21 protein-coding genes are annotated in these 20285 nt (G+C 64.5%); 9 read left to right on the top strand and 12 right to left on the bottom strand.

Annotated features, from left to right (window positions below; translation table 11 throughout):
- Window positions 1-14: 14 nt before the first annotated feature.
- The 7 genes from NCR38_RS13600 to NCR38_RS13570 all read left to right on the top strand — a co-directional run bounded on the left by NCR38_RS13600 (window position 15) and on the right by NCR38_RS13570 (window position 8307).
- Window positions 15-1082, top strand: a complete 1068-nt coding sequence (locus NCR38_RS13600) for a GTP-binding protein (RefSeq protein ID WP_061116638.1) — start codon at window positions 15-17, stop codon at window positions 1080-1082.
- A gap of 567 nt (window positions 1083-1649) precedes the next feature.
- Window positions 1650-2066: an RNA polymerase-binding protein DksA gene (dksA, locus tag NCR38_RS13595; protein WP_035499449.1), complete on the top strand. Its 417-nt coding sequence runs from the start codon at window positions 1650-1652 to the stop codon at window positions 2064-2066.
- 371 nt (window positions 2067-2437) lie between these two features.
- On the top strand, window positions 2438-2974 hold the full coding sequence (gene hslV / locus NCR38_RS13590) for an ATP-dependent protease subunit HslV (protein ID WP_061116637.1): 537 nt from the start codon (window positions 2438-2440) through the stop codon (window positions 2972-2974).
- 12 nt (window positions 2975-2986) lie between these two features.
- Window positions 2987-4324, top strand: a complete 1338-nt coding sequence (gene hslU, locus NCR38_RS13585; RefSeq protein ID WP_061116636.1) for an ATP-dependent protease ATPase subunit HslU — start codon at window positions 2987-2989, stop codon at window positions 4322-4324.
- Window positions 4325-4660: 336 nt separating this feature from the next.
- Complete coding sequence (ada, locus tag NCR38_RS13580; RefSeq protein WP_061116635.1) at window positions 4661-5743, top strand: bifunctional DNA-binding transcriptional regulator/O6-methylguanine-DNA methyltransferase Ada; 1083 nt, start codon at window positions 4661-4663, stop codon at window positions 5741-5743.
- A 225-nt stretch (window positions 5744-5968) separates the two neighbouring features.
- Window positions 5969-7588 carry a glutamate--cysteine ligase gene (gshA, locus tag NCR38_RS13575; RefSeq protein ID WP_061116634.1) on the top strand — a complete coding sequence of 540 codons (1620 nt, stop codon included), beginning with the start codon at window positions 5969-5971 and terminating at the stop codon, window positions 7586-7588.
- Between the two features lie 152 nt (window positions 7589-7740).
- The gene (locus tag NCR38_RS13570; protein WP_250477239.1) at window positions 7741-8307 is read left to right on the top strand and encodes a hypothetical protein; all 567 of its coding nucleotides are present in this window, start codon (window positions 7741-7743) and stop codon (window positions 8305-8307) included.
- A 1-nt stretch (window position 8308) separates the two neighbouring features.
- Here NCR38_RS13570 and NCR38_RS13565 read toward each other — a convergent pair whose 3' ends face one another.
- Together NCR38_RS13565 and NCR38_RS13560 are read right to left on the bottom strand one after the other, a co-directional pair.
- Complete coding sequence (locus tag NCR38_RS13565) at window positions 8309-9871, bottom strand: DHA2 family efflux MFS transporter permease subunit (RefSeq protein WP_061116633.1); 1563 nt, start codon at window positions 9869-9871, stop codon at window positions 8309-8311.
- 125 nt (window positions 9872-9996) lie between these two features.
- Complete coding sequence (locus tag NCR38_RS13560) at window positions 9997-10491, bottom strand: MarR family winged helix-turn-helix transcriptional regulator (RefSeq protein ID WP_061116632.1); 495 nt, start codon at window positions 10489-10491, stop codon at window positions 9997-9999.
- 203 nt (window positions 10492-10694) lie between these two features.
- Here NCR38_RS13560 and NCR38_RS13555 point away from each other — a divergent pair, with 203 nt between their 5' ends.
- Window positions 10695-10973: a hypothetical protein gene (locus NCR38_RS13555; protein ID WP_061116631.1), complete on the top strand. Its 279-nt coding sequence runs from the start codon at window positions 10695-10697 to the stop codon at window positions 10971-10973.
- 184 nt (window positions 10974-11157) lie between these two features.
- On the top strand, window positions 11158-12702 hold the full coding sequence (locus NCR38_RS13550) for an efflux transporter outer membrane subunit (protein ID WP_061116630.1): 1545 nt from the start codon (window positions 11158-11160) through the stop codon (window positions 12700-12702).
- Between the two features lie 3 nt (window positions 12703-12705).
- On the opposite strand, the gene NCR38_RS13545 is transcribed toward NCR38_RS13550, so the two are convergent.
- The 10 genes from NCR38_RS13545 to gspF all read right to left on the bottom strand — a co-directional run bounded on the left by NCR38_RS13545 (window position 12706) and on the right by gspF (window position 20281).
- On the bottom strand, window positions 12706-13485 hold the full coding sequence (locus NCR38_RS13545) for a type II secretion system protein N (protein ID WP_061116629.1): 780 nt from the start codon (window positions 13483-13485) through the stop codon (window positions 12706-12708).
- On the bottom strand, window positions 13482-13985 hold the full coding sequence (gene gspM / locus NCR38_RS13540) for a type II secretion system protein GspM (RefSeq protein WP_061116916.1): 504 nt from the start codon (window positions 13983-13985) through the stop codon (window positions 13482-13484). Before gspM ends, NCR38_RS13545 begins: the two co-directional genes overlap by 4 nt.
- Window positions 13982-15328 (bottom strand): type II secretion system protein GspL, encoded by a 1347-nt coding sequence (gene gspL / locus NCR38_RS13535; protein ID WP_061116628.1) that lies wholly within the window; start codon window positions 15326-15328, stop codon window positions 13982-13984. The genes gspM and gspL overlap by 4 nt, the downstream gene beginning before the upstream one ends.
- A gap of 36 nt (window positions 15329-15364) precedes the next feature.
- Complete coding sequence (gspK, locus tag NCR38_RS13530) at window positions 15365-16483, bottom strand: type II secretion system minor pseudopilin GspK (protein ID WP_061116627.1); 1119 nt, start codon at window positions 16481-16483, stop codon at window positions 15365-15367.
- Window positions 16480-17154 carry a type II secretion system protein J gene (locus tag NCR38_RS13525; protein ID WP_086960773.1) on the bottom strand — a complete coding sequence of 225 codons (675 nt, stop codon included), beginning with the start codon at window positions 17152-17154 and terminating at the stop codon, window positions 16480-16482. Before NCR38_RS13525 ends, gspK begins: the two co-directional genes overlap by 4 nt.
- On the bottom strand, window positions 17132-17521 hold the full coding sequence (gene gspI, locus NCR38_RS13520) for a type II secretion system minor pseudopilin GspI (RefSeq protein ID WP_061116625.1): 390 nt from the start codon (window positions 17519-17521) through the stop codon (window positions 17132-17134). Before gspI ends, NCR38_RS13525 begins: the two co-directional genes overlap by 23 nt.
- A complete protein-coding gene (locus NCR38_RS13515; RefSeq protein WP_035499420.1) occupies window positions 17521-17994 on the bottom strand; it encodes a GspH/FimT family pseudopilin in 474 nt (157 codons plus the stop codon). Before NCR38_RS13515 ends, gspI begins: the two co-directional genes overlap by 1 nt.
- A 29-nt stretch (window positions 17995-18023) precedes the next feature.
- Window positions 18024-18494, bottom strand: coding sequence for a type II secretion system major pseudopilin GspG (gene gspG, locus NCR38_RS13510; RefSeq protein ID WP_061116624.1), 471 nt, complete (start codon window positions 18492-18494; stop codon window positions 18024-18026).
- Between the two features lie 156 nt (window positions 18495-18650).
- A complete protein-coding gene (locus NCR38_RS13505) occupies window positions 18651-19064 on the bottom strand; it encodes a hypothetical protein (protein WP_061116623.1) in 414 nt (137 codons plus the stop codon).
- Window positions 19064-20281: a type II secretion system inner membrane protein GspF gene (gspF, locus tag NCR38_RS13500; RefSeq protein ID WP_061116622.1), complete on the bottom strand. Its 1218-nt coding sequence runs from the start codon at window positions 20279-20281 to the stop codon at window positions 19064-19066. Before gspF ends, NCR38_RS13505 begins: the two co-directional genes overlap by 1 nt.
- Window positions 20282-20285: the final 4 nt, after the last annotated feature.

Raw genomic sequence — 20285 nt, 5'->3', positions numbered from 1 at the left:
ACACAGGCGACACCATGATCCCCGTAACCATCCTGACCGGCTTTCTGGGCAGCGGCAAAACCACGCTGCTCAAGCGCATCCTGAACGAGCAGCACGGCATGAAGATCGCCGTGATCGAGAACGAATTCGGCGAAGAGAACATCGACAACGAAATCCTCGTGCAGGAAACGAACGAGCAGATCATCCAGATGAGCAACGGCTGCATCTGCTGCACGATCCGCGGCGATCTGGCACGCGCGCTCGAAGATCTCGCGAATCGCAACAAGGCGGGCACGCTCGATTTCGACCGCGTCGTGATCGAAACGACCGGCCTCGCGAATCCGGGTCCGGTCGCGCAGACGTTCTTCATGGATAACACCGTCGCCGACGAATTCCTGCTCGACGCGATCATCACGCTCGTCGACGCGAAGCACGCGAATTCGCAACTCGATCAACACGAAGTGGTGCAGCGGCAGGTCGGCTTCGCGGATCGTCTGTTCGTCACGAAGTCCGATCTCGTCTCGGCCGACGAACTCGAAGCGCTGAAGCATCGCCTGCTGCACATGAACCCGCGCGCGGCGATCAAGGTCGTGAATTTCGGCGATGCCGACATCAAGGAAATTTTCGACCTGCGGGGCTTCAATCTGAACTCGAAGCTCGAAATCGATCCGGACTTCCTCGCCGAAGACGATCACGATCATGACCACGCGCATGACGATCACGATCATTCCACCTGCGGCCACGATCACAGCCACGATCACGAGCACGAGCACGGACATCACCACCATCACGCGCACCACGACGACAAGATCAAGTCGTTCGTGTACCGCAGCGAGAAGCCGTTCGATCCGAACCGCCTCGAAGATTTCCTCGGCGGCATTCTGCAGATCTATGGCGAGCGGCTGCTGCGCTACAAGGGCGTGCTGTATATGAAGGGCGTCGATCGCAAGGTCGTCTTCCAGGGCGTGCATCAGATGATGGGCAGCGACCTCGCCGGCAAGTGGATGCCGATCGAAAAGAAGAACAGCAAGATGGTGTTCATCGGCATCGAGCTTCCGAAGGATCTGATCACCGACGGCCTCGACGCCTGCCTCGTGAAGTAATCCGGCATGCATCTCGCTTGGATCGTGCACGGCACGCGCGGGCGAAAAACGGGCACCGAAATAAAACGCCGCACGCGATTGCCTCGCGTGCGGCGTTTTTCATGATCGACTTTTAGTGCGCGTGTGTAACCGCGGGCACCAACCGACATCGCTTTTTGCACGTTCAAGCGTTATATTTTTGAAATTCCGGCGCGAATTGACAGGGTTTTCCTCGGTTATCGTCGGAATTTGCGGTTCAGTTACAATACAGCCCCACTGGAGAAGGGCAGTTTCGCTGAATGCGCGTCTTTCAGGCGCTCGCTCGGCGGACGTTAGGAAAAGGGATGTCCCGTCGGGACGATGCCTCGATTTGCCGGGGGAAGGCAAATCAAGACAAAGCACCGGGGCCGGAAATCCGGGGCCATGCGAATGCGCCCGGTCATCCGGAGCATCATCCAAGATCGGTTTCCAGAGGAGTTCGGCCCCGCATCGGCGCGTCGCGCAGCCCAAGCGTCCTGATGCGCTGCATGCGGGTAACGCAAGTGCGGGCGTTGCGCAGACATCGCCTTACATTGAAGAAGCAAGCAGATGACAACGAAACTCTTGACCGAAGCCGAAATCCTGAAGATGAGCGAGAAGGACTACATGAACGAGGATCAACTCGCCTTCTTCAAGAACCGGCTCGAGCAGTTGCAAGCGGACATTCTGAAGAATGCCGGCCAGACGACCGAAAATCTGCGGGAAACGGTGATCGTGCCGGATCCGGCGGATCGCGCAACCATCGAGGAAGAACATGCACTGGAGCTGCGCACGCGTGATCGCGAGCGCAAGCTTCTGAAGAAGGTGCAGCAATCGCTCGCGCGCATCGATTCGGGCGATTACGGCTGGTGCGAAGAGACCGGCGAACCGATCGGCATTCCGCGCCTGCTCGCGCGCCCGACGGCCACGCTCTCGCTCGAAGCTCAGGAACGCCGCGAACTGCGCCAGAAGCTTTTCGGCGACTGAAATCGTCGTCGGCAGGCGAGCGTCGCGGGACCGGCCCGCCACGGGGAAGACGCCGCCGCGAAAAGCTGCTCGCACGTAATTGCATCAAGAGAAAGGCACCCATAGAAGGGGTGCCTTTTTGCTTTCCGGCAGGTAAAAACGGCGGGCGACGACACCACATGCCTTGATAAATCTGCCGCCGCCCTAAAATTCACTCGACGCGCCCCGCAACAGCCTGATCGCGGCTGGCGCGCGCGCGGCGCCGTCCGCCCGAGGCCTCGAGCTCTGACGGAACCCCGCGCCGTGCACTCCATCGAATTCTCGACTGCGCGGCGGCCGGTCGCTCGACGACGAAGCCGCCCGCGTCCTTCTGGTTTTCACAAGGAACGCACATGGAACAATTTCACGGCACGACCATCGTCTCCGTGCGCCGCGACGGCAAGGTCGCGCTGGGCGGCGATGGTCAGGTGACGCTCGGCAACATCGTCATGAAAGGGGGCGCGAAGAAAGTGCGCCGCATCTATGGCGGCAAGGTGCTGGTCGGCTTCGCCGGCGGCACCGCCGACGCGTTCTCGCTGCTCGATCGATTCGAAGCGAAGCTCGAGAAACATCAGGGCAATCTGACGCGCGCCGCCGTCGAACTGGCGAAAGACTGGCGCACCGACCGCATGCTGCGCCGGCTCGAAGCAATGTTGATCACGGCCGACAAGGACACGACGCTCGTCATCACCGGCAACGGCGACGTGCTCGACCCGGAACACGGCATCGCCGCGATCGGCTCGGGCGGCGCATACGCGCAAGCGGCGGCGCAGGCGCTCGTCGAGAATACGGATCTCGCGCCGCGCGATGTCGTCGAAAAGGCGCTCACCATCGCCGGCGACATGTGCATCTACACCAACCACAATCGCGTCATCGAGACGATCGAATAAAGGACCCAAGCGATGACCACCATGACTCCCTCCGAAATCGTCTCCGAACTCGACAAGCACATCATCGGCCAAGGACGCGCGAAGAAGGCGGTTGCCGTCGCGTTGCGTAACCGCTGGCGCCGTCAGCAGGTCGCCGAGCCGTTGCGTCAGGAAATCACGCCGAAGAACATTCTGATGATCGGGCCGACGGGCGTCGGCAAGACCGAGATCGCGCGCCGTCTCGCGAAACTCGCGGATGCGCCGTTTATCAAGATCGAAGCGACCAAGTTCACCGAAGTGGGCTACGTCGGGCGCGATGTGGACAGCATCGTGCGCGATCTGATCGAGATTTCCGTCAAGCAGACACGCGAATCCGAGATGAAGAAGGTGCGTACCAAGGCGGAAGATCGCGCCGAAGACCGCATTCTCGACATCCTGCTGCCGAGCGCGCGCCCCGTCGGCTTCGGCGCGGCCGAATCGAGCAGCGAAGGCGATAACGCCACGCGCCAGACCTTCCGCAAGCGCCTGCGTGAAGGCGCGCTCGATGACAAGGAAATCGAGCTCGATGTGGAAATGCCGCAAGTCGGCATGGACATCATGGGGCCGCCGGGCATGGAAGACATGACCGAGCAGATCCGCTCGATGTTCGCGAACATCGGCGGCGGCAAGAAGACGCGGCGCAAGGTAAAGGTCAAGGAAGCGCTCAAGCTCCTGACGGATGAGGAAGCCGGCAAGATGCTCAACGACGAAGAGGTCAAGAGCAAGGCGGTGCAGAACGTCGAGCAGAACGGCATCGTGTTCCTCGATGAAATCGACAAGATCGCGTCGCGCAGCGAGGCGGGCGGCGCCGAAGTGTCGCGCGCGGGTGTGCAGCGCGACCTGCTGCCGCTCGTCGAAGGCACGACCATCAACACGAAGTACGGGATGATCAAGACCGATCACATCCTGTTCATCGCGAGCGGGGCGTTCCATCTGGCCAAGCCGAGCGATCTGATCCCCGAGCTGCAAGGGCGTTTTCCGATTCGCGTGGAGCTGGATTCGCTGTCGGTCGGTGACTTCGAATCGATCCTGAATTCGACCGACGCGAGCCTCGTGAAGCAGTACAAGGCGCTGCTCGCAACCGAAGACGTCGAGCTCGATTTCACCGACGAAGGCATCCGGCGTCTTGCTGAAATCGCATTTTCGGTGAACGAGAAGACCGAGAACATCGGCGCGCGACGGCTGTATACCGTCATCGAAAAGTTGCTGGAGGAAGTGTCCTTCGCGGCGGGCAATCACACGGGGCAGCCGGTGCGGATCGATGCCGCATACGTAGACCGCGCGCTCGGCGAGGTGGCGGAGGACGAAGACCTGTCGCGCTACGTGCTGTAACGACCGCGGCGGTGCATGCAACGAACCGGGCTGCGAGCCCGGTTTTTTGTGCCTTCCGCGTTTGAAACGTGGCAAAAAAGGCGGGCAAAAAAAAGCCCGCCTGGTCGGCGGGCTGAATCCATATCAGGAGGAGACATGGAGGAGACAGTTCCAATAATACACAGACGGTTGATGCGACGCAATAGAAATTTCGGTACAAACCCCTATGGCGTCCGTTTGTGGTATCTGCGCGTCACTTTTCAAATCCCGCGTGCCGATGACACAGCAAGAAACGGCGCGTAACCTCATCTGCGTGGCTCTACAGTGGTCCCGTACCCAAGAGCCTCGAGGTCCATCATGAAAACCGTAGCAGCGCCTGTTTTTTCATCTGACGAATGCCGCTGGCAGGCGGTCGTCGATCGCGACGAGCGCGCTGACGGCGCCTTCTTCTTCGCCGTGCGCACGACGGGCGTGTTCTGCCGGCCGTCGTGCGCGTCACGTGCGCCGCGTCGTGAGAACGTCGAGTTCTTTCCGACGACCGATGCAGCCGTCGCAGCCGGATATCGCGCGTGCAAGCGTTGCCAGCCGACGAGCCTGCCGCGCGAGCTGGCGATCGTCGAGCGCGCGTGCAAGGTGCTCGACGCCGATCCGCAGCAGCGCATGACGCTCGCGCAACTGAGCGATGCCGTCCACGTCAGTCCGTTCCATCTGCAGCGCCTGTTTTCGCGGATCGTCGGGGTTTCGCCGCGGCAGTATCAGGCGGCACAGCGGGCGGGCGTGTTGCGCGATGCGTTGCAGCGCGGCCGCGACGTCACGCGCGCGACGCACGACGCCGGCTTCGGTTCGCCATCGCGCATGTACGAAGCCGTGCCTGCGGAACTGGGCATGACGCCGTCCGCGTACAAACGAAAGGGCGCGGGACTGACCGTGCGTTACGCGACCGCCACGACGCCGCTCGGCACGGTGCTCGTCGCCGCGACCGACAAGGGCGTTTGCAAGATCGCTTTCGGCGACGATGCCAACACGCTCATCGATCAGCTCGCAGCCGACTTTGCGCAGGCCGGACGCGTCGAGGATGCAGCGAGGATGGAGCCGTTCATCGCGCAGATTCGCGCGTATCTTCAAGGCACGCGCGAGCGTTTCGACTTGCCGCTCGACATCGGCGCGACCGCGTTCCAGCGGCGCGTGTGGGACGCGTTGCGCCGCATCCCATACGGGCAGACGCGCAGTTATACGGATATCGCCGAATCGCTCGGCACACCGGGCGCGGTGCGGGCGGTGGCGAATGCGTGTGCGTCGAATCCGGTCGCGCTCGCGATTCCGTGCCATCGCGTGATCGGCAAGGACGGCGCGATCGCGGGCTATCGTTGGGGCAGGCCGCGCAAGGAAGCGTTGCTCGAAACCGAGCGCGCGCACAACGAAACCAACAAGGTCGCATAAAGCACGGGCGCTCGCCGTCGACAGACGCGCGAGCGCTTCGATCTCCCCCGCGAGCCGCGCGAACCGGCTCCACCGCGCGGCCACGCGTCCCGCGAACGTCCCGAAAACCCCGCATCCCTTGCCAGTTCTGGGCGCAAGCACGCCTTACACCGAGATGTTAAAGTGCCCGCTACCCTAAAAATACGACCGGGCGCACGCCGCTCGCGCTCCTCGCAGAACGCTTCAATGGCAAACAAGAATTCCGCTCACACCAAGGCCGGCGCTTTCGAGCGCAGGCTTGCCGCGCTCGCGTCCGGCCCGCACGCCGACGCGTTGCGTCAAGGCTTGCGCGGCATCGAGAAAGAAAGTCTGCGCGTGACGCCGCAAGGCAAGCTCGCCGTGACGCCGCATCCGCGCGCGTTCGGCTCGGCGCTGACGCATCCGCTCATCACGACCGATTATTCCGAGGCGCTCGTCGAGCTCATCACGCCCGCCGAATCCGATGTGTCGATCACGCTCGATCGCCTCGACGCGCTGCATCGCTTCGCCTACGCGCACATGGGCGACGAGCTGCTGTGGAACAACTCCATGCCGAACTCGCTACCGCCCGAGGACGAGATTCCGTTCGGCTATTACGGCACCTCGAATATCGGCAGGTTGAAGAATGTGTACCGGCGCGGGCTCGCGCTGCGTTATGGCCGCACGATGCAATGCATCGCGGGCATCCACTACAACTATTCGCTCAGCGAAGACGTGTGGCGCGCATGGCAGGCGCTCGACAAGACCAGCACGCTATCCGCGAAAGACTTCCAGTCCGAACGCTACTTCGCGCTGATCCGCAACTTCCGTCGCACGAACTGGCTGTTGATGTATTTGTTCGGCGCATCGCCGGCGCTGAACAAGCGCTTCGTCGAAGGCAAGGCGCATCATCTCGAAAGATTCGATGGCGACACGTTCTACTTGCCGCACGCGACCAGCCTGCGCATGAGCGATCTGGGCTACGCGAACAATCCCGCGCAGGCGGACCTGCTGCCGAGCTACGACAACCTCGACGCCTATCTCGATGTGCTCGCCAAAGCCGTGAGCCAGCCGTATGCGCCGTATGAAGCCATCGGCACGCGGCGCAACGGCGAATGGGTGCAGATCAACGCAAACGTCCTGCAGATCGAAAACGAGTTCTACTCGACGATCCGCCCGAAACGCGTCGCGCACTCGGGCGAGCGTCCGCTGCACGCGTTGGCTGAGCGCGGCGTGCAGTACATCGAAGTGCGTTGCCTCGATATCGATCCCTTCGAGCCGACCGGCATCTCGCTGGAGACGGCGCGCTTCCTCGACGCCTATCTGCTCTACTGCGCACTGGAGGACAGCCCGCTGCTGTCGTACGACGCCAACATCGAGGCGAACGGCAATTTCAGCACGGTGGCGAAGGAAGGGCGCAAGCCTGGGCTCGCGCTGCAACGTGATGGCGCAAGCGTGCCGATGCAGCAGTGGGCCGAAGCGCTTTTCGATGCGATCGAACCCGTCGCGAAGACACTCGACGCGCTCAACGGCAACGACGAACACACGCGCGCACTCGGGGCGCTGCGGCCGCGTATCGCCGATGCATCGCTCACGCCGTCCGCTCGCGTCTTGCACACGATGCGCGACAAGCAGCAAACCTTCGACGAGTTTGCGCTCGAACTCAGCGCGCGGCACGCGGAAGGCTTCCGCGCACGGCCGCTTTCCGTCGACGAAGAGCGCGCGATGGAAGAGCTTGCTGCAAAATCGCTGGTGGAACAGGCGGTGGTCGAAAGCCGCGACACCGAATCGTTCGATGCCTTCATCGCGGCGTATCAGGTCTACACGCTAAATCCCGCGAGCGCGTGATCGCGCCTGTTGCTTCGAGCAGGATTTTCCGCCTCAGCGCCTCGGCGCGCCGGCAATTCCTACCGGCTTATGCAACAGAGGGAAACGCGTCACAACGTCATCCGATTTGACGAGTCAAAATATGGCCGACTTTTCGACGATCCGGGGGTGCAATGAACAAGAAGTTCTTCGGCGCAGTCGCGCTGGGGGCGGCGGCGCTCGCGCTTTTGAGCGGGTGCGCGGTGCAGGATCAGGTCAGCAGCACCACGATGGAGCAGGCCACGCAACCGCTTACATGCATGAGCAAGGCCGAATGCGACGCGTGGTGGGCGCGCGCGCAAGTGTGGGTGACCAACCATTCGGAGTACAAGCTGCAGACCGTCACGGATTCGATTATCCAGACCGCCGGGCCGTCGAGCGGCAAACGCGCGCTCGCGTACCAGATCACCAAGACGCCGACCAACGAGGGCACCGCGACCATCGGTTTCGCGGCGCATTGCGACAATCCGCTCGGCTGCCAGCCGAATCCGTGGGAGGCGGGCGCCGACTTCAAGCAGTTCATTCGAAACGGTCCCGGGCTGCGGAAAACGGCGACGCCGCAGGCCGGTACGATGCCGCCCGCCGCACCTGCACCCGCGCCTGCGCCGAGCGGCGTGCAGGTCAGTCCGCTGGATCAGCCGGTTCCGCTCAACCTCGAAAGCCAGCCGGGCCAGTCGGCGGCGCCGCTCACGCCTCAATAATCTAGTGTCCCATCGAGGCTGACGCGCCCTTCTTCGGCCGCGTCAGCCAGACCATCACGGCCAGCACCAGAAACGCATAGAACGAGATGCGGAAGAAGTCATTGGTTGACATCATGTACGCCTGCGCCGACACCACGCGATCCAGTTGCGCCGTCAGCGCCTGTCCCGACAGGCCGAGTCCCGAAAGCAGATCCGAGTATGCCGTCGTGCCGGCCGAATACGGCGTGACCGATTCGGTGAGCCGCGCGTGATGGCGGATCATGTCGTTCTCCCAGAAGGTCGTGCTGACCGCGGTGCCGATCGCGCCTGACAAGGTCCGCAAAAAGTTCGACAAACCCGCCGCTCCTGCAAGCCGCTCGTCGGAGACGCTGGACAGCGTGATCGTCGTCATCGGCACGAAGAAGCACGCGACACCGATACCCTGAATCAGCCGCGGATAGATGATCTGGTGAAACGGCGTGTCGAGCGTGAAAGTCGAGTTCCAGTGCGACACGAAGGCAAACGTGAGGAACGCAAAACTCGCGACCACACGCAGATTCAGCCGATGCATGTTCTGCCCGATGATCGGCGACAGCACCAGCGCGAGAATGCCGACCGGCGCGGTGGCAAGGCCCGCGAGCCACGGCGTGTAGCCGAGCACGGTCTGCAGCCACAGCGGCAGCACCACGACCGAGCCGAAGAACGCAAGAAAGCCGAGCGACGTGATCAGCACGCCCATCGCGAAATTGCGGTCGCGGAAAAGCGAAAGATCGATCACGGGCTCCTTCTCCGTCAGCTCCCACGCGAACATGAAGGCGAGCGACACCGCCGACACGATTGCCAGCGTCACGATGAAGCTGGAGCTGAACCAGTCGCGGTCCTTGCCGAGGTCGAGCATCATCTGCAGGCTCGCGACACCGATCACGAGCAGCGCGAGCCCGACGCCGTCGATGCGCTGCTTCGTTGTCTTCGTCTCGTGGCCGCGCAGCAGGAAGAACGCGATGGCCGCCGAAAACACGCCGATCGGCACATTGATATAGAAGATCCACGGCCAGGTGAAGTTGTCGGTGATGTAGCCGCCCATCACCGGGCCGAAGATCGGCGCGACGATAACGGTCATCGCCCAGAGACCGAGCGCGAGGCCGCGCTTTTCGGGCGGATAGCTGCGCATCAGGATGGTTTGCGACAGCGGGACCATCGGGCCGGACACGAGACCTTGCAACAGCCGGAACGCAATCAGCGATTCGAAGTTGTGCGCGAGGCCGCAGAGCGCCGATGCGATCGAAAACAGCAGCACGGAAATGGTGAACAGCTTCACCTCGCCGACGCGGCGTGCGAGCCAACCGGTCAGCGGCACCGCAATCGCGGACGCGACGGAGTACGACGAGATTACCCATGTTCCTTCGCTCGTCGCGACGCCCAGATTGCCGGAGATGGTCGGCACCGCGACGTTCGCGATCGACGTGTCGAGCACTTCCATGAAGGTGCCGAGCGCGAGGCCCATCGTCAAGAGGGCGAGGATGCCGCCTGTGAGCGGCATGGGCGTGGGCGGGGTTGCGGGCGTGCTGGTCGAGGATGTAGACATCTTTCAGTTCTCCGGCGCGTGGACGGCGCTCAAAACGCGCATCGCACGCAAACTATTTCTTGTCGCGGCATTCTCTGCCCAGACAGTGAAAGCGGCGCTATAGACGCCGAATTTTGTCAGGTTAATCAGGCTAGATCGTCATCGAGCGTGCATGGAGCGCAATCGCCCGCCGGCGTGTTTCCGATGATGCGCGCGAGCATCGCAATCAGCAGGTCCAGTTCCGCGGGGCTGAAACCGCGCAACTGCTCATTGAGCACCGCCGCACCGATCACCGGTAAACGCTTGGCGGCATCGCGTCCGCGCTCCGTCAGACTGAGCTCGACGACTCTCCGATCCGCCTCGCTGCGCGCGCGGCTCACGAAGCCCTTCTTTTCGAGCCTGTCGAGCATGCGCGTCATCGAGCCGCTGTCGTAGGACATTTCGCGCGACAACTCGAGCGGCGTGCGCGCCCGCCCCGACGCCAGCATGAGCATCACGCCGATTTGCGGCGATGTGAGGTCGAGCGGCTTCAGCGCCTGATCGGTTCGCATGATGAGTACATTGCGCGCCTTGGCGAGGTAATAGCCGAGGCTCGTTTCGAGCTGAATCGTGGCGGGATCGTAAAGCGGTTCGCTATTCATGCAACGTGGAAAGCGGCTGGTGCAGGTCTGCGACTAGGTCGCGTCTCTATAAGGCAACAATTCCGAAAAAGCAATCAGCAGTATCTTGAAAAGTAGTTGCACAGTCAATATTATTCTATGCAACGAGTTATGCGCTTGATGCGCCGCCCGAGACTATGTTCTGACCGCCTGCCGTCGTTCGCCGACGCCCGAGAGACCTTCCAATGACCCGCTTTGTTCGCACCGCCCGCCGACGCTTCGGCCCCATCAGCAGCATGCTCGCCAACGCTTCACGTCACTTCGTCCCGCCGAAGCTGAGCTCGTGGAAACTCGCGTTGTATCTGATCGTGTTCCTGCTTCCGGGCGGTTCGTTCGTGGTGCTGGGCATGGGATGGTTCGAGAACCGGCATCGGCGCAAGGCGACGGCATCCGCGCCGACGAAGGCGCCCTCCCGATCCCTTCTCGCCGCGCCGTGCCCCGGCGGCGGCGCCAGCGGCGCGTGACCCACCCGTAACGCGTCGTAACCTATTCCCGCTGCCGCGTAACACCCGCCTTACGGCGAACCCGTTACGCTAACGTCTGCCTGACGAGCGCGCATGATAAGCGCCCGTCGCGTTCCGTTACCATTTCGGCTTGCCGCGTCCGTCGCTTCGGAGGCGCGGCGCCGACAGGAATTCCGACAAGCAGATGCCGCATCGCCCCGCCTTTCCCGCTTTCCCCGTTACGCGCCCGCTGACCGCCGCCGCGCTCGCCGCCACGCTTGCGGTCTTCATCGCCGGTTGCGCGGTCGGCCCCGATTATCAGCGCCCCGCGGCAACGATCCCGGCCAGCTACAAGGAAGCGCCCGAAGGCTGGAAGGTCGCGCAGCCCGGCGACCAGGCCGATCGCGGAACCTGGTGGACCGTCTATAACGACGAGCGCCTCAACGACCTCGAAGCGCGTCTGAATCAGTCGAATCAAAGCATTGCGCAGTTCGCGGCCGCTTACCGGCAGGCGCGTGCGCTCGTCGGCGAGGCGCGCGCGGCATATTTCCCGACGATCGGCGCGTCGGCTTCGGCTTCGCGTTCCGGAACCGGCGCAGGCAACCGGTCGACCAACAGTTCCAGCTTCGGTCAGCAGGGTTCGGTGAACAACCAGTTCAGCCTCGCGCTCGACGCATCGTGGGAACCGGACCTGTGGGGCAGCGTGTCGCGCACCGTCGCCGCGCAAACGGCGGGGCAGCAGGGCGCCGCCGCCGATCTCGCCAACGCGCGGCTGTCCGCGCAGGCCACGCTCGCGCAAGACTATTTCCAGTTGCGCTCGCTCGACGCGCAGCAGAAGCTTCTGGACGAAACCGTCGCAGCCTACGAGCAATCGCTCAAGCTCACGCAGAATCAGTACGCGCAAGGCATCGTCGCGCGTTCCGACGTGATTCAGGCGCAGACGCAATTGCAATCCGCGCAAGCTTCCGCCATCGACAACGGCGTCGCGCGCGCGCAGTTCGAACATGCGATCGCGGTGCTCGTCGGTGAGCCGGCTTCGACCTTCTCGCTTCCGCCGATTCCGCTCGACGCGACGCCGCCCACCGTGCCCGTGCAGATGCCGTCCGCGATTCTCGAGCGTCGGCCGGATATCGCATCGGCGGAGCGCAAGGCGGCGGCGGCAAACGAGCAAATCGGCATCGAAATGGCCGCCTATTTTCCGACGCTCACACTCTCCGCACAGGGCGGCTTCGAAAGCTCGGTGCTGTCGCAATTGCTGCGCGCGCCGTCACGTTTCTGGACGCTCGGGCCGGACATCGCCGCGACCATTTTCGACGGCGGCCTGCGCTCCGCGCGCACGGAAGCCGCGCGCGCCGCCTACGACCAGAACGTCGCGACGTATCGGCAAACGGTGCTGACCGCGTTCCAGGACGTCGAAGACAATCTCGCGTCGCTGCGCATTCTGGAAAGGGAAATCGTGGTGCAGCAGCAGGCCGTCGAATCGGCGCAGCAGGCGCTCGCGATCATCAACAATCAGTACAAGGCGGGAACGGTCGCGTTCATCAGCGTGCTGACCGCACAGACCACCGCGTTCACCGCGCAGCAGAAGCTGGCGAATATCGCGGGGCAGCGAATGGTGTCGTCGGTGGGACTGGTGAAGGCGCTCGGCGGCGGCTGGGATGTCGCGCAAATGAATCGCGAAACGGGCGGCGTGGAAGCGCCCGCCGCGGCTGCGTCCGCTGCAAGCGCGACGCAAACCGCCAATCGCTGATTTTTAACGCATGAAGGTCAGCGCAACCGTATCCGGATCGGTATGACGGCCGAGCAGGTTCAGAAGGCCTGCGAGGTTTTCACGCTGATTCGGCGCAGCCGTCGCGGTGCCCTGAAACGACGTCGATTCCGGCGAGATCGAGCCGTTGCCGGTCAGCATGAGCGGCCCTTTGCTCGTCGAAAGATCGATCGTCGCGGATGCGCCCTGCGCCTGCAGCGCCACGCGATACGAACCGAGCGGCTTGACACGCGAGACGCGCGAAGCCATGTCGTCGAGCGTGACGACCAGTTGGCCGTACGTGTTGCGGTTGAGCAAGCGGAACTCGGTCCACGAAAGCCGCACGCTGCCATCGAAGTCGAGCGTGTTGAACGGAGCGCCCAGACCCGCGAGCAGCGTCGCAGGCACGGCGATCTGGCCTGGCGTGACTGTCGCGCCGCGCGTCGTGGCATCGACGGTCACGGCGTCGGGCATCGCGTCGGTCTGGCGCATCGTCATGTGCACGCGGCCGGTGAAGAGCGGCAGAAAGGACGTCGTCCATTCGATGCGCCCCGGCAGAAGCGTCGCGCCCGCGCCGTCGTTGCCCGCGGCGAGCATCAGCGTGGCCGAGCCGCTCCACAGCGAGCCCGCCGGATCGACCAGGTTCACGTGGCCGCCCGTGGCCTTCGAAAATTGCGGCACGATCCACGCGGCGGGCATCATGGCGAGCAGCGTGCCGGCGACCGATATCACCATCACGAAAAGCGCCGGCAGCGCGAGCCGGAAACGTCGCGTCCAGTAACTCATTTCGCGCCGGCCGGTTGCAGCGACGCCGTCAGATCCACTTGGCCATCCGGCTTCAGCGCCGTGACGTGCGCCTCCGATACCTGCACTTTGAACTGCTTGCGCGCGTCGTCGAGCCACATCGTCCAGTTCGGGAACGACGCGTTCTTCAACTGAATCTGCACCGCCGCGCCGATCACCTGGATCTGCGTCGGCTGCATGCCGTTGTCGGCAAGCGACTTCGCGAGCGCATCGCGCAACGCGCCGCCCGTCGGCATCACGCCTTCGGCGGCGGGCGCGAGCGAGCGCGCGTCGTTGGCCTGCGCGGTCATCGTCGCGAGCTGGCGCTGCATCACGGGCAGGCTTTCGCGCAGCCGCGCGCGGCCTTCGTAGGCGGGCGCCCACAGCACGAGATACACGAGCGCGAGGCCGAGCGCGAGGCCGCCCCACATCAGGAGCGTCTTTTCGCGCGGCGTGCGCACTTCCCAGAATTCCGACAGTGAACGTGCGATTTCCGCTTTCATTGGCCGCTCCTGATCGTCCATTTGCCGGTGTTGCTATCGATCGAACCGTTCAGGCCGTTCGCGGCGAGGCGCTTCGTCAGGTCGGGATCGACCTTCGTTTCCGGCTTGAAGGTCACTTCCAGATGACGGTCGCGATAATCGAGGGCCGCGACGCCGTTCACCGGCACGGGCCCGAGCGAGCGCGCGAGTCCGTCCGCGAGCGAGAGGAAATCCGATGGCGACAGCTCGCCCGACGCCACACGCAGGCGATCGAGATTGCGCGTCATCTGATCGGGCGCGTCGAGCACGACGGTCGTTTTCGGAAATGTGTTGAGCAGCAGATCGGTTTCCTGCGCGGCAATCGCGTCGCGCTGACGCGCGAGTTGCAGCCATTGCACGTTGATGCCGATGATCGACACGACGATCGACGCCGCCACGAGCGCGATCGGCACGCGCAGGCGCCGCATCGTCGCGCGGTCGAGCCGCCACGGCTGCGCGGCGAATTCGAACTGGCACAAGTCGAAGCGGCTCGCGACGGCATTGCGCGCGAGCGTTTCGAATGTGACGGGCTGCGCGCCGGCGACCGCGGCTGCGGCATTGCGCGAACCCGACAGGCGCGGCTCGTCGCCGGGAAGATCGGCGAGCGAATAGAGCGTCACGGGATGATCGCCCGCGAGTGCCGCGAGTGTCGCTGAAATCGAATCGGCGGGCAGCGCGAGGCCTTCGCCGAGCGCCGCGCGTTCGCCGCGCGCAATCGCGATTTCGATGCGCGGCGCACCGAGCGCGGCCGGCGAGGGCGCGGCCAGCTCCCCGATCAGCGCAGGCGCGGTCGAGACGACCTGACCGAGCAGCCCCGCGATGAAGGGCGTCGATGGCGCCTCCGTTGCCTCGCCTTCCGCGGCTTCTGCAACAGGCGGCACAGCCGCGACCGGCAGGCAGCGCATGGCAGGCACGGCCTTCACATTGCGATGCCCCGCGCCCGAAAACGCGCCCAGCACGAAGCGGAACCAGCCGCGATCGATCACGGCGAGCACGCGCTTGCCATCCGCGAGTTCGACCGGATCGACCGCGATGTGGCACGTCTGCGGATCCTGAATCAGTTGATCCTCGACGACGTTCGGCAGCGCCTGCCGCAAGCGCGGCCCCTTGAGCGGCGGCATGGAAGCGGCGAGCAGGAGCGTGTCGCGGGCCGCGACGATCAGCACGGTCGCGCTCGCACGCGGCAGAAGCCCGAGCGCCGCGCGGCCGACGCGCTGCGGCGCGCCGCGCTTGTCGAGCAGCAAAAACGGCAGATCCGGCAGATGCCACTCTTCCGAGCGCACCGCCGGATCACGCGGCGGTAATAAAACGATCAGTGTGCTCAATGGCCACTTCCTCTCATCAATGACTGCGGCACGTCTTCACAGCGCATCGCGCGTGTAGACGATGCGCGTCGTATGCGTCGTCGGGTCGCGATACACGAGCGTCGTGCGCTCCAGTTGCGCGCGTTCATGTTCGACGCGACCGTGGATCACGAAATACTTCGTGGTGACGTCCATCTCGTTCGGGTCCATCGACACCGTCTTGACGCCCGCGCCGGTCAGCGCGAGCTGCACGTTGCCGACATCGTGGAAGAACACCGTCTCCCGGCGCGCGACGAACGCCTGTCCCTGCGACAGGTTCATCCCCGGCACCACGGCCGCCACCACTTCGGCGGGCGCGGTGTTCATGTTCACGGCGGTCGTCGTCGGCAGCACGGTGACGAACGGCCGAAGCTTGGCGACCGCTTCCGGCGAGAAACCCGGCACGTCGAGCAGCGAATCGACGGTGATCATCTGCAAAGGCGCGACGGGCGCGTTGCTGTCCGCGTCCTTCAGTCCGGGATCGTCGGTGAAATTGCCGCCGCCCGTGCCGCCGCCTTGCGCGATCGCCGCCAGCGTCGTCGCTTCGTTGTTCGTGCCCGCCGCCGTGGTCGCGCTGTTGCCCGTCTGCGTCTGAAAGCGCGTGGCCGAGCGCGCGAGGCCCGCGCGCATCTGCAGCGCCACCGTCTTCGCGAGCGAGCCGTTGATGCCGAGCATCGTGAGCAGCCGCTGGAACGCCTGAATCTGCGCGACGTTGATGGTCAGCACGCCGGGCGTCGGCGTCGAGACCAGATTGCGCAGGTTGAACTTCGCCTGCGCGTCCTCGATCGAGCCGGACAAATAGGTCGATGCGCCTTGCTGCGCGCGCACTTCGCCGATCTGCCCGAGGAAATCCGACAGCTTCGTCTTCGCGATCGGCACGCCCCATACACCGCCGAGATACGTGACCGTGGGCGAGGTATCGGCTTCCGAGCGCAGGATGAGGCGCGTCCAGTCGAGCGCGCTGCGCGAAATCCACTGCGCCTGCGCGAGCAGCCGCTGATTCTCGATGCGGCGAATCTGCACCTGCTGGCGCCACAGCATGCCCGACACGAGAATCGCCGCGAGCGATACGACCAGGAGCGCGCTGATGATCGCGACGCCGCGTTGCCTCTTCGGATTTGGAGCGCGCATGCTCATTCTCCGACCAGAAACACGCGCGTGAGCGGCGTCGCGAGCGTGCGCGCGCCGACCGCGATCTGAATGCCCGACACCGCGCGCGCCAGCGGCGCGTTGCCGAGTTGCGGCACCTTCAGGTTGTTGCCGTTCTGGTTGATCTGCGCGAGCACGTCGGTCATGCGCGTCGTCCAGCCTTTTTCCGGAATGTAGACGCGCGTCGCGAGCGAGGCCACGCCGCCCATCAACGGAATCGAGCTCCAGCCATCGCCCGTATCGCCCGACGAGAGCGCGCGCCGCACTTCGCCGACGTTCGACAGCGGCGGCGACGCAAAGCGCACGATGCGCCCGTTCGACAGCCGGTAGCGCACTACCTGAAGCCGCGGCGGCGTACCCGGCGCGAACACGCCGCGCACGATCTGCAGCGAGCCGTTGCCGACCTGCACGGCGGGCTGGCCGGCTTCGTCGTCGGTGGCGGCCTGGCGCGCGTCGATACGCATCTGGTCGAACAATTGCGCGACGACGCGCTCGTCTTCCATCGCGTTCTCGATCGTCGCGCGGCCGCGGATCACCGAGTCGAGCCCGCGCCACGACAGCACCGCGAGCACCGCGAGAATCGCGATGGCGATCAGCATCTCCAGCAGCGTGAAGCCGCGCTGCTTTCTGCCGCGGTCAGAGCGAGCGGTTCGTTTCATTCGCCACCACCGTGACCATTTGCGCCAGATTCCCGGAGCGGCCGGGCGTCGAGACGAACATCTCGACGCGCCGGAAAATCGGATTGGGCGTCTGGCTCACGCGCTGCGTGCACAGGAGCTTCAGATTGCCCTGCGAGCAGTCGAAAGTGCGCGAGCCGATCGGCGGAAACTGATGCGAGAGCCGCAGTTGCGCGAGCTCGTTGTCCGCGCTCCAGCCCGCGAGCAGCCGCCGGTGCAGGTCCGCTTCGCCCGTCGCGAGCGAGCCGACCGCGCGCACCGATGCGGCGAGCGCCACCGCGATGATCGCCAGTGCGACGAGCACTTCGATCATCGTGAAGCCGCGCTGATGCCGACGATGTTCGCGCATCACCGCACCTGATAGCGGCCGTTGCCGCTTCCGACGATCGTCACGCGGCCCACGGCCGAGAACAGCGTGATTTCCATCGGCGCGTCGATGGCTTCGGTACCGAACACGAGCCGGCTCACCGTTTTGTCCGAGTCGAGGAACTGGATCGACACGCCGGTCACGCCGCCTTCCCAGCGCCGCTGGCGCAAGAGGTCGTCGCGCAACGGGCGCCAGCCGTCTTCCGTGCGGATGTCGAAGCGAAAGCCGCCGTCGAGCGGCTGCCACGCGATCGGCCGCGCGCGCACCTGCGCCTCGTCGCCCGCGGATTCGAACAGCAGGGCGAGACGCTGCGCTTCCTCGTTGAGATCGGTGCGCGGATTGCGCGTCAGTTGCAGCGACGCGAGCGACACCAGCAAGCCCGCGATCACCAGCACGACGAGCATTTCGAGCAGCGTGAAGCCCGCGTTGCGTCGCGTATGTCGGTGCCTGTTCACGCCGCTTTCCTTCGTCTGCCGTCAGACGGTCATTGCCACGAGCCGACATCGGCATCGTTGCCTTCGCCGCCGGCCTTGTTATCCGCGCCGTAGCTGAACACGTCGATTTCGCCGTGCACGCCCGGATTCAGATATTGATACTGACCGCCCCACGGATCGGCCGGCAGGCGCTCGAGATAGCCACCGTCCTTCCAGTTATTCGGCACCGGCTCGGTCGACGGCTTTTCGACCAGCGCGCGCAGGCCTTGCTCCTGCGTCGGATAGCGGCCGTTATCGAGGCGATACAGCTTCATCGCCTGCATGATGGTGCCGATGTCCTGCTTCGCGGCGACGCGGCGCGCCTCGTCCGGGCGGCTCATGATCTTCGGCACGATCAGCGCGGCGAGAATGCCGAGAATCGCGATCACGACCATGATTTCGATCAGCGTGAAGCCGCGCTGACGGCGTCCTTGCGCCTGAGCCTGTTGAATTCGCATGCGGCGTTGGGTCCACAATTGCATGACTGCTACCTCTTGAATTGAAAATATCGTTTCCGGGCTCATGCCCGGTGATGATTGGAAAAATCGCGCGGCTTCCTGTCTTTCGGAAGCCGCCGGTCATTCTATCGATCCGCTTTCGTCGCGTGATTTCTGCCCGAGCGAGGCATCGCGTCGCGCTCAGCGCACCCAGATCGTCGGTCCGGGCGGATTCGGCGGCAGGAAGATCTCCGACTTCACGCCGTTGCGATCGATGATGATCGAACGCGCGCGCACTTCGGAGAGCTTCACGCCTTGCGTGAGCGGCCCGCCCAGCGACACGGCCTTCGCCGCTTCGCCGCCGTAGCTCACGATGGCCGCCGCGCCGCCCTGCAACGCGAGAATCCCGAACAGATGCACATCCGAATTGGCCTGACGTTCCAGCCGTCCACCGAAAATGGTCGCAGCCTGCTCGACCGACGGAGCACGCGTCGCGGCCGCGGCGGGCAGCGGCGCGGTCTGCCGCGAGGTCAGCGTGACGACCCAGTACGTTACCGTCACGCAGAAGAGCGCGAGCGCGGCGAGCGTCAGTAAGCGAGTTTGAAGGGCGTTCATCACTGCACCAGATTATTCAGTTCGATGATCGGCAACATCACGGCGAGCACGATCACCAGCACGACGCCGCCCATCGCCAGAATCAGCAGCGGCTCGAGCAGGCTCGTGAGGAACATCGTGCGCCGTTCGAGCTCGCGCGCTTCGCCTTCGGAAGCGCGGTCGAGCATCGTGGTGACGTCACCCGTCGCCTCGCCCGAGCGGATCAGGTGAACCAGCACGGGCGGAAACGTCTTCGTGTTGCCGAGCGCGCGCGACAGCGACGAGCCCTCGCGCACCCGCACGATCGCGTCGTCGACGTTCTCGCGCATCGCCGTGTTGCTGAGCGTTTCGCCCGCAGCCTGCAGCGCGCGCAGGATCGGCACGCCCGCGGCGGTCAGGATCGCGAGCGTGCTGGCGAAGCGCACCGTGTTGTAGCCGCGCACCAGCTTCCCGATGAGCGGCGCGCCGAGCAGCCAGCGGTCGAACGACATGCGCGGGCCGGGCCGCGCGAGGATGCTCTTCACCAGCCACGCGAATATCACGACGCCGATCAGCACCGCCCACCAGTAACTTCGGACGAAGGACGAGAGCGCCATCATCATGACGGTCAGGAAAGGCAGCGCCTGCTTCGTGCTCGCGAACACGTTCACGACCTGCGGCACGACATAGCTCAGCAGGAACGTGACGATGCCGAACGCGATGATCGTCACGATGCCCGGATACGTGAACGCCAGAATGATCTTCTGCTTGAGCGCGTTACGCTGTTCGATGTAGTCCGCAAGACGCGACAGCACGAGGCCGAGCTTGCCGGTGTGCTCGCCCGCCGCGACGAGCGCGCGATAGATCTCCGGAAAGTCCTTCGGATGCTGCGCGAGCGCGTTGGCGAAGGAATGGCCGCCGAGCACTTCGGCGCGGATCGCGGCCATCAGTTCGCGGATGTAATCGCGCTCGGACTGCTCCGTCAGCACCGCGAGCGTCTCGCCGAGCGGCAGACCGGCGATCAGGAGACTGGCGAGCTGGCGCGTGAGAATCGCCTGTTCGCGCTGCGACAGACGCCGCCCGAGCGACAGCCGCTGCTGGCGCTCGCCGCGCGTGCGCGTGCCCGCCGCCTCGACGACGAGCGGCGTCAGCCCCTGCGTGCGCAACTGGCTGCGCGCGGCGCGGGCGCTGTCGGCATCGAGCACGCCTTTCTGCGTCTTGCCCGCGTGGTCGATCGCTTCGAAACGAAAGGCCGGCATACCG

The organism is Caballeronia sp. INML1 (assembly GCF_023631085.1).
Lineage (GTDB): Bacteria > Pseudomonadota > Gammaproteobacteria > Burkholderiales > Burkholderiaceae > Caballeronia > Caballeronia turbans.
Note: the sequence above shows the minus strand (reverse complement) of the source record. Positions and strands in the feature narration are given on the sequence as shown.

Coding starts and splice junctions, on each gene's coding strand:
- NCR38_RS13600 (WP_061116638.1), top strand. CDS start 15: ATGATCCCCGTAACCATCCTGACCGGCTTTCTGGGCAGCGGCAAAACC.
- dksA (WP_035499449.1), top strand. CDS start 1,650: ATGACAACGAAACTCTTGACCGAAGCCGAAATCCTGAAGATGAGCGAG.
- hslV (WP_061116637.1), top strand. CDS start 2,438: ATGGAACAATTTCACGGCACGACCATCGTCTCCGTGCGCCGCGACGGC.
- hslU (WP_061116636.1), top strand. CDS start 2,987: ATGACCACCATGACTCCCTCCGAAATCGTCTCCGAACTCGACAAGCAC.
- ada (WP_061116635.1), top strand. CDS start 4,661: ATGAAAACCGTAGCAGCGCCTGTTTTTTCATCTGACGAATGCCGCTGG.
- gshA (WP_061116634.1), top strand. CDS start 5,969: ATGGCAAACAAGAATTCCGCTCACACCAAGGCCGGCGCTTTCGAGCGC.
- NCR38_RS13570 (WP_250477239.1), top strand. CDS start 7,741: ATGAACAAGAAGTTCTTCGGCGCAGTCGCGCTGGGGGCGGCGGCGCTC.
- NCR38_RS13565 (WP_061116633.1), bottom strand. CDS start 9,871: ATGTCTACATCCTCGACCAGCACGCCCGCAACCCCGCCCACGCCCATG.
- NCR38_RS13560 (WP_061116632.1), bottom strand. CDS start 10,491: ATGAATAGCGAACCGCTTTACGATCCCGCCACGATTCAGCTCGAAACG.
- NCR38_RS13555 (WP_061116631.1), top strand. CDS start 10,695: ATGACCCGCTTTGTTCGCACCGCCCGCCGACGCTTCGGCCCCATCAGC.
- NCR38_RS13550 (WP_061116630.1), top strand. CDS start 11,158: ATGCCGCATCGCCCCGCCTTTCCCGCTTTCCCCGTTACGCGCCCGCTG.
- NCR38_RS13545 (WP_061116629.1), bottom strand. CDS start 13,485: ATGAGTTACTGGACGCGACGTTTCCGGCTCGCGCTGCCGGCGCTTTTC.
- gspM (WP_061116916.1), bottom strand. CDS start 13,985: ATGAAAGCGGAAATCGCACGTTCACTGTCGGAATTCTGGGAAGTGCGC.
- gspK (WP_061116627.1), bottom strand. CDS start 16,483: ATGAGCATGCGCGCTCCAAATCCGAAGAGGCAACGCGGCGTCGCGATC.
- NCR38_RS13525 (WP_086960773.1), bottom strand. CDS start 17,154: ATGAAACGAACCGCTCGCTCTGACCGCGGCAGAAAGCAGCGCGGCTTC.
- gspI (WP_061116625.1), bottom strand. CDS start 17,521: ATGCGCGAACATCGTCGGCATCAGCGCGGCTTCACGATGATCGAAGTG.
- gspG (WP_061116624.1), bottom strand. CDS start 18,494: ATGCAATTGTGGACCCAACGCCGCATGCGAATTCAACAGGCTCAGGCG.
- NCR38_RS13505 (WP_061116623.1), bottom strand. CDS start 19,064: ATGAACGCCCTTCAAACTCGCTTACTGACGCTCGCCGCGCTCGCGCTC.
- gspF (WP_061116622.1), bottom strand. CDS start 20,281: ATGCCGGCCTTTCGTTTCGAAGCGATCGACCACGCGGGCAAGACGCAG.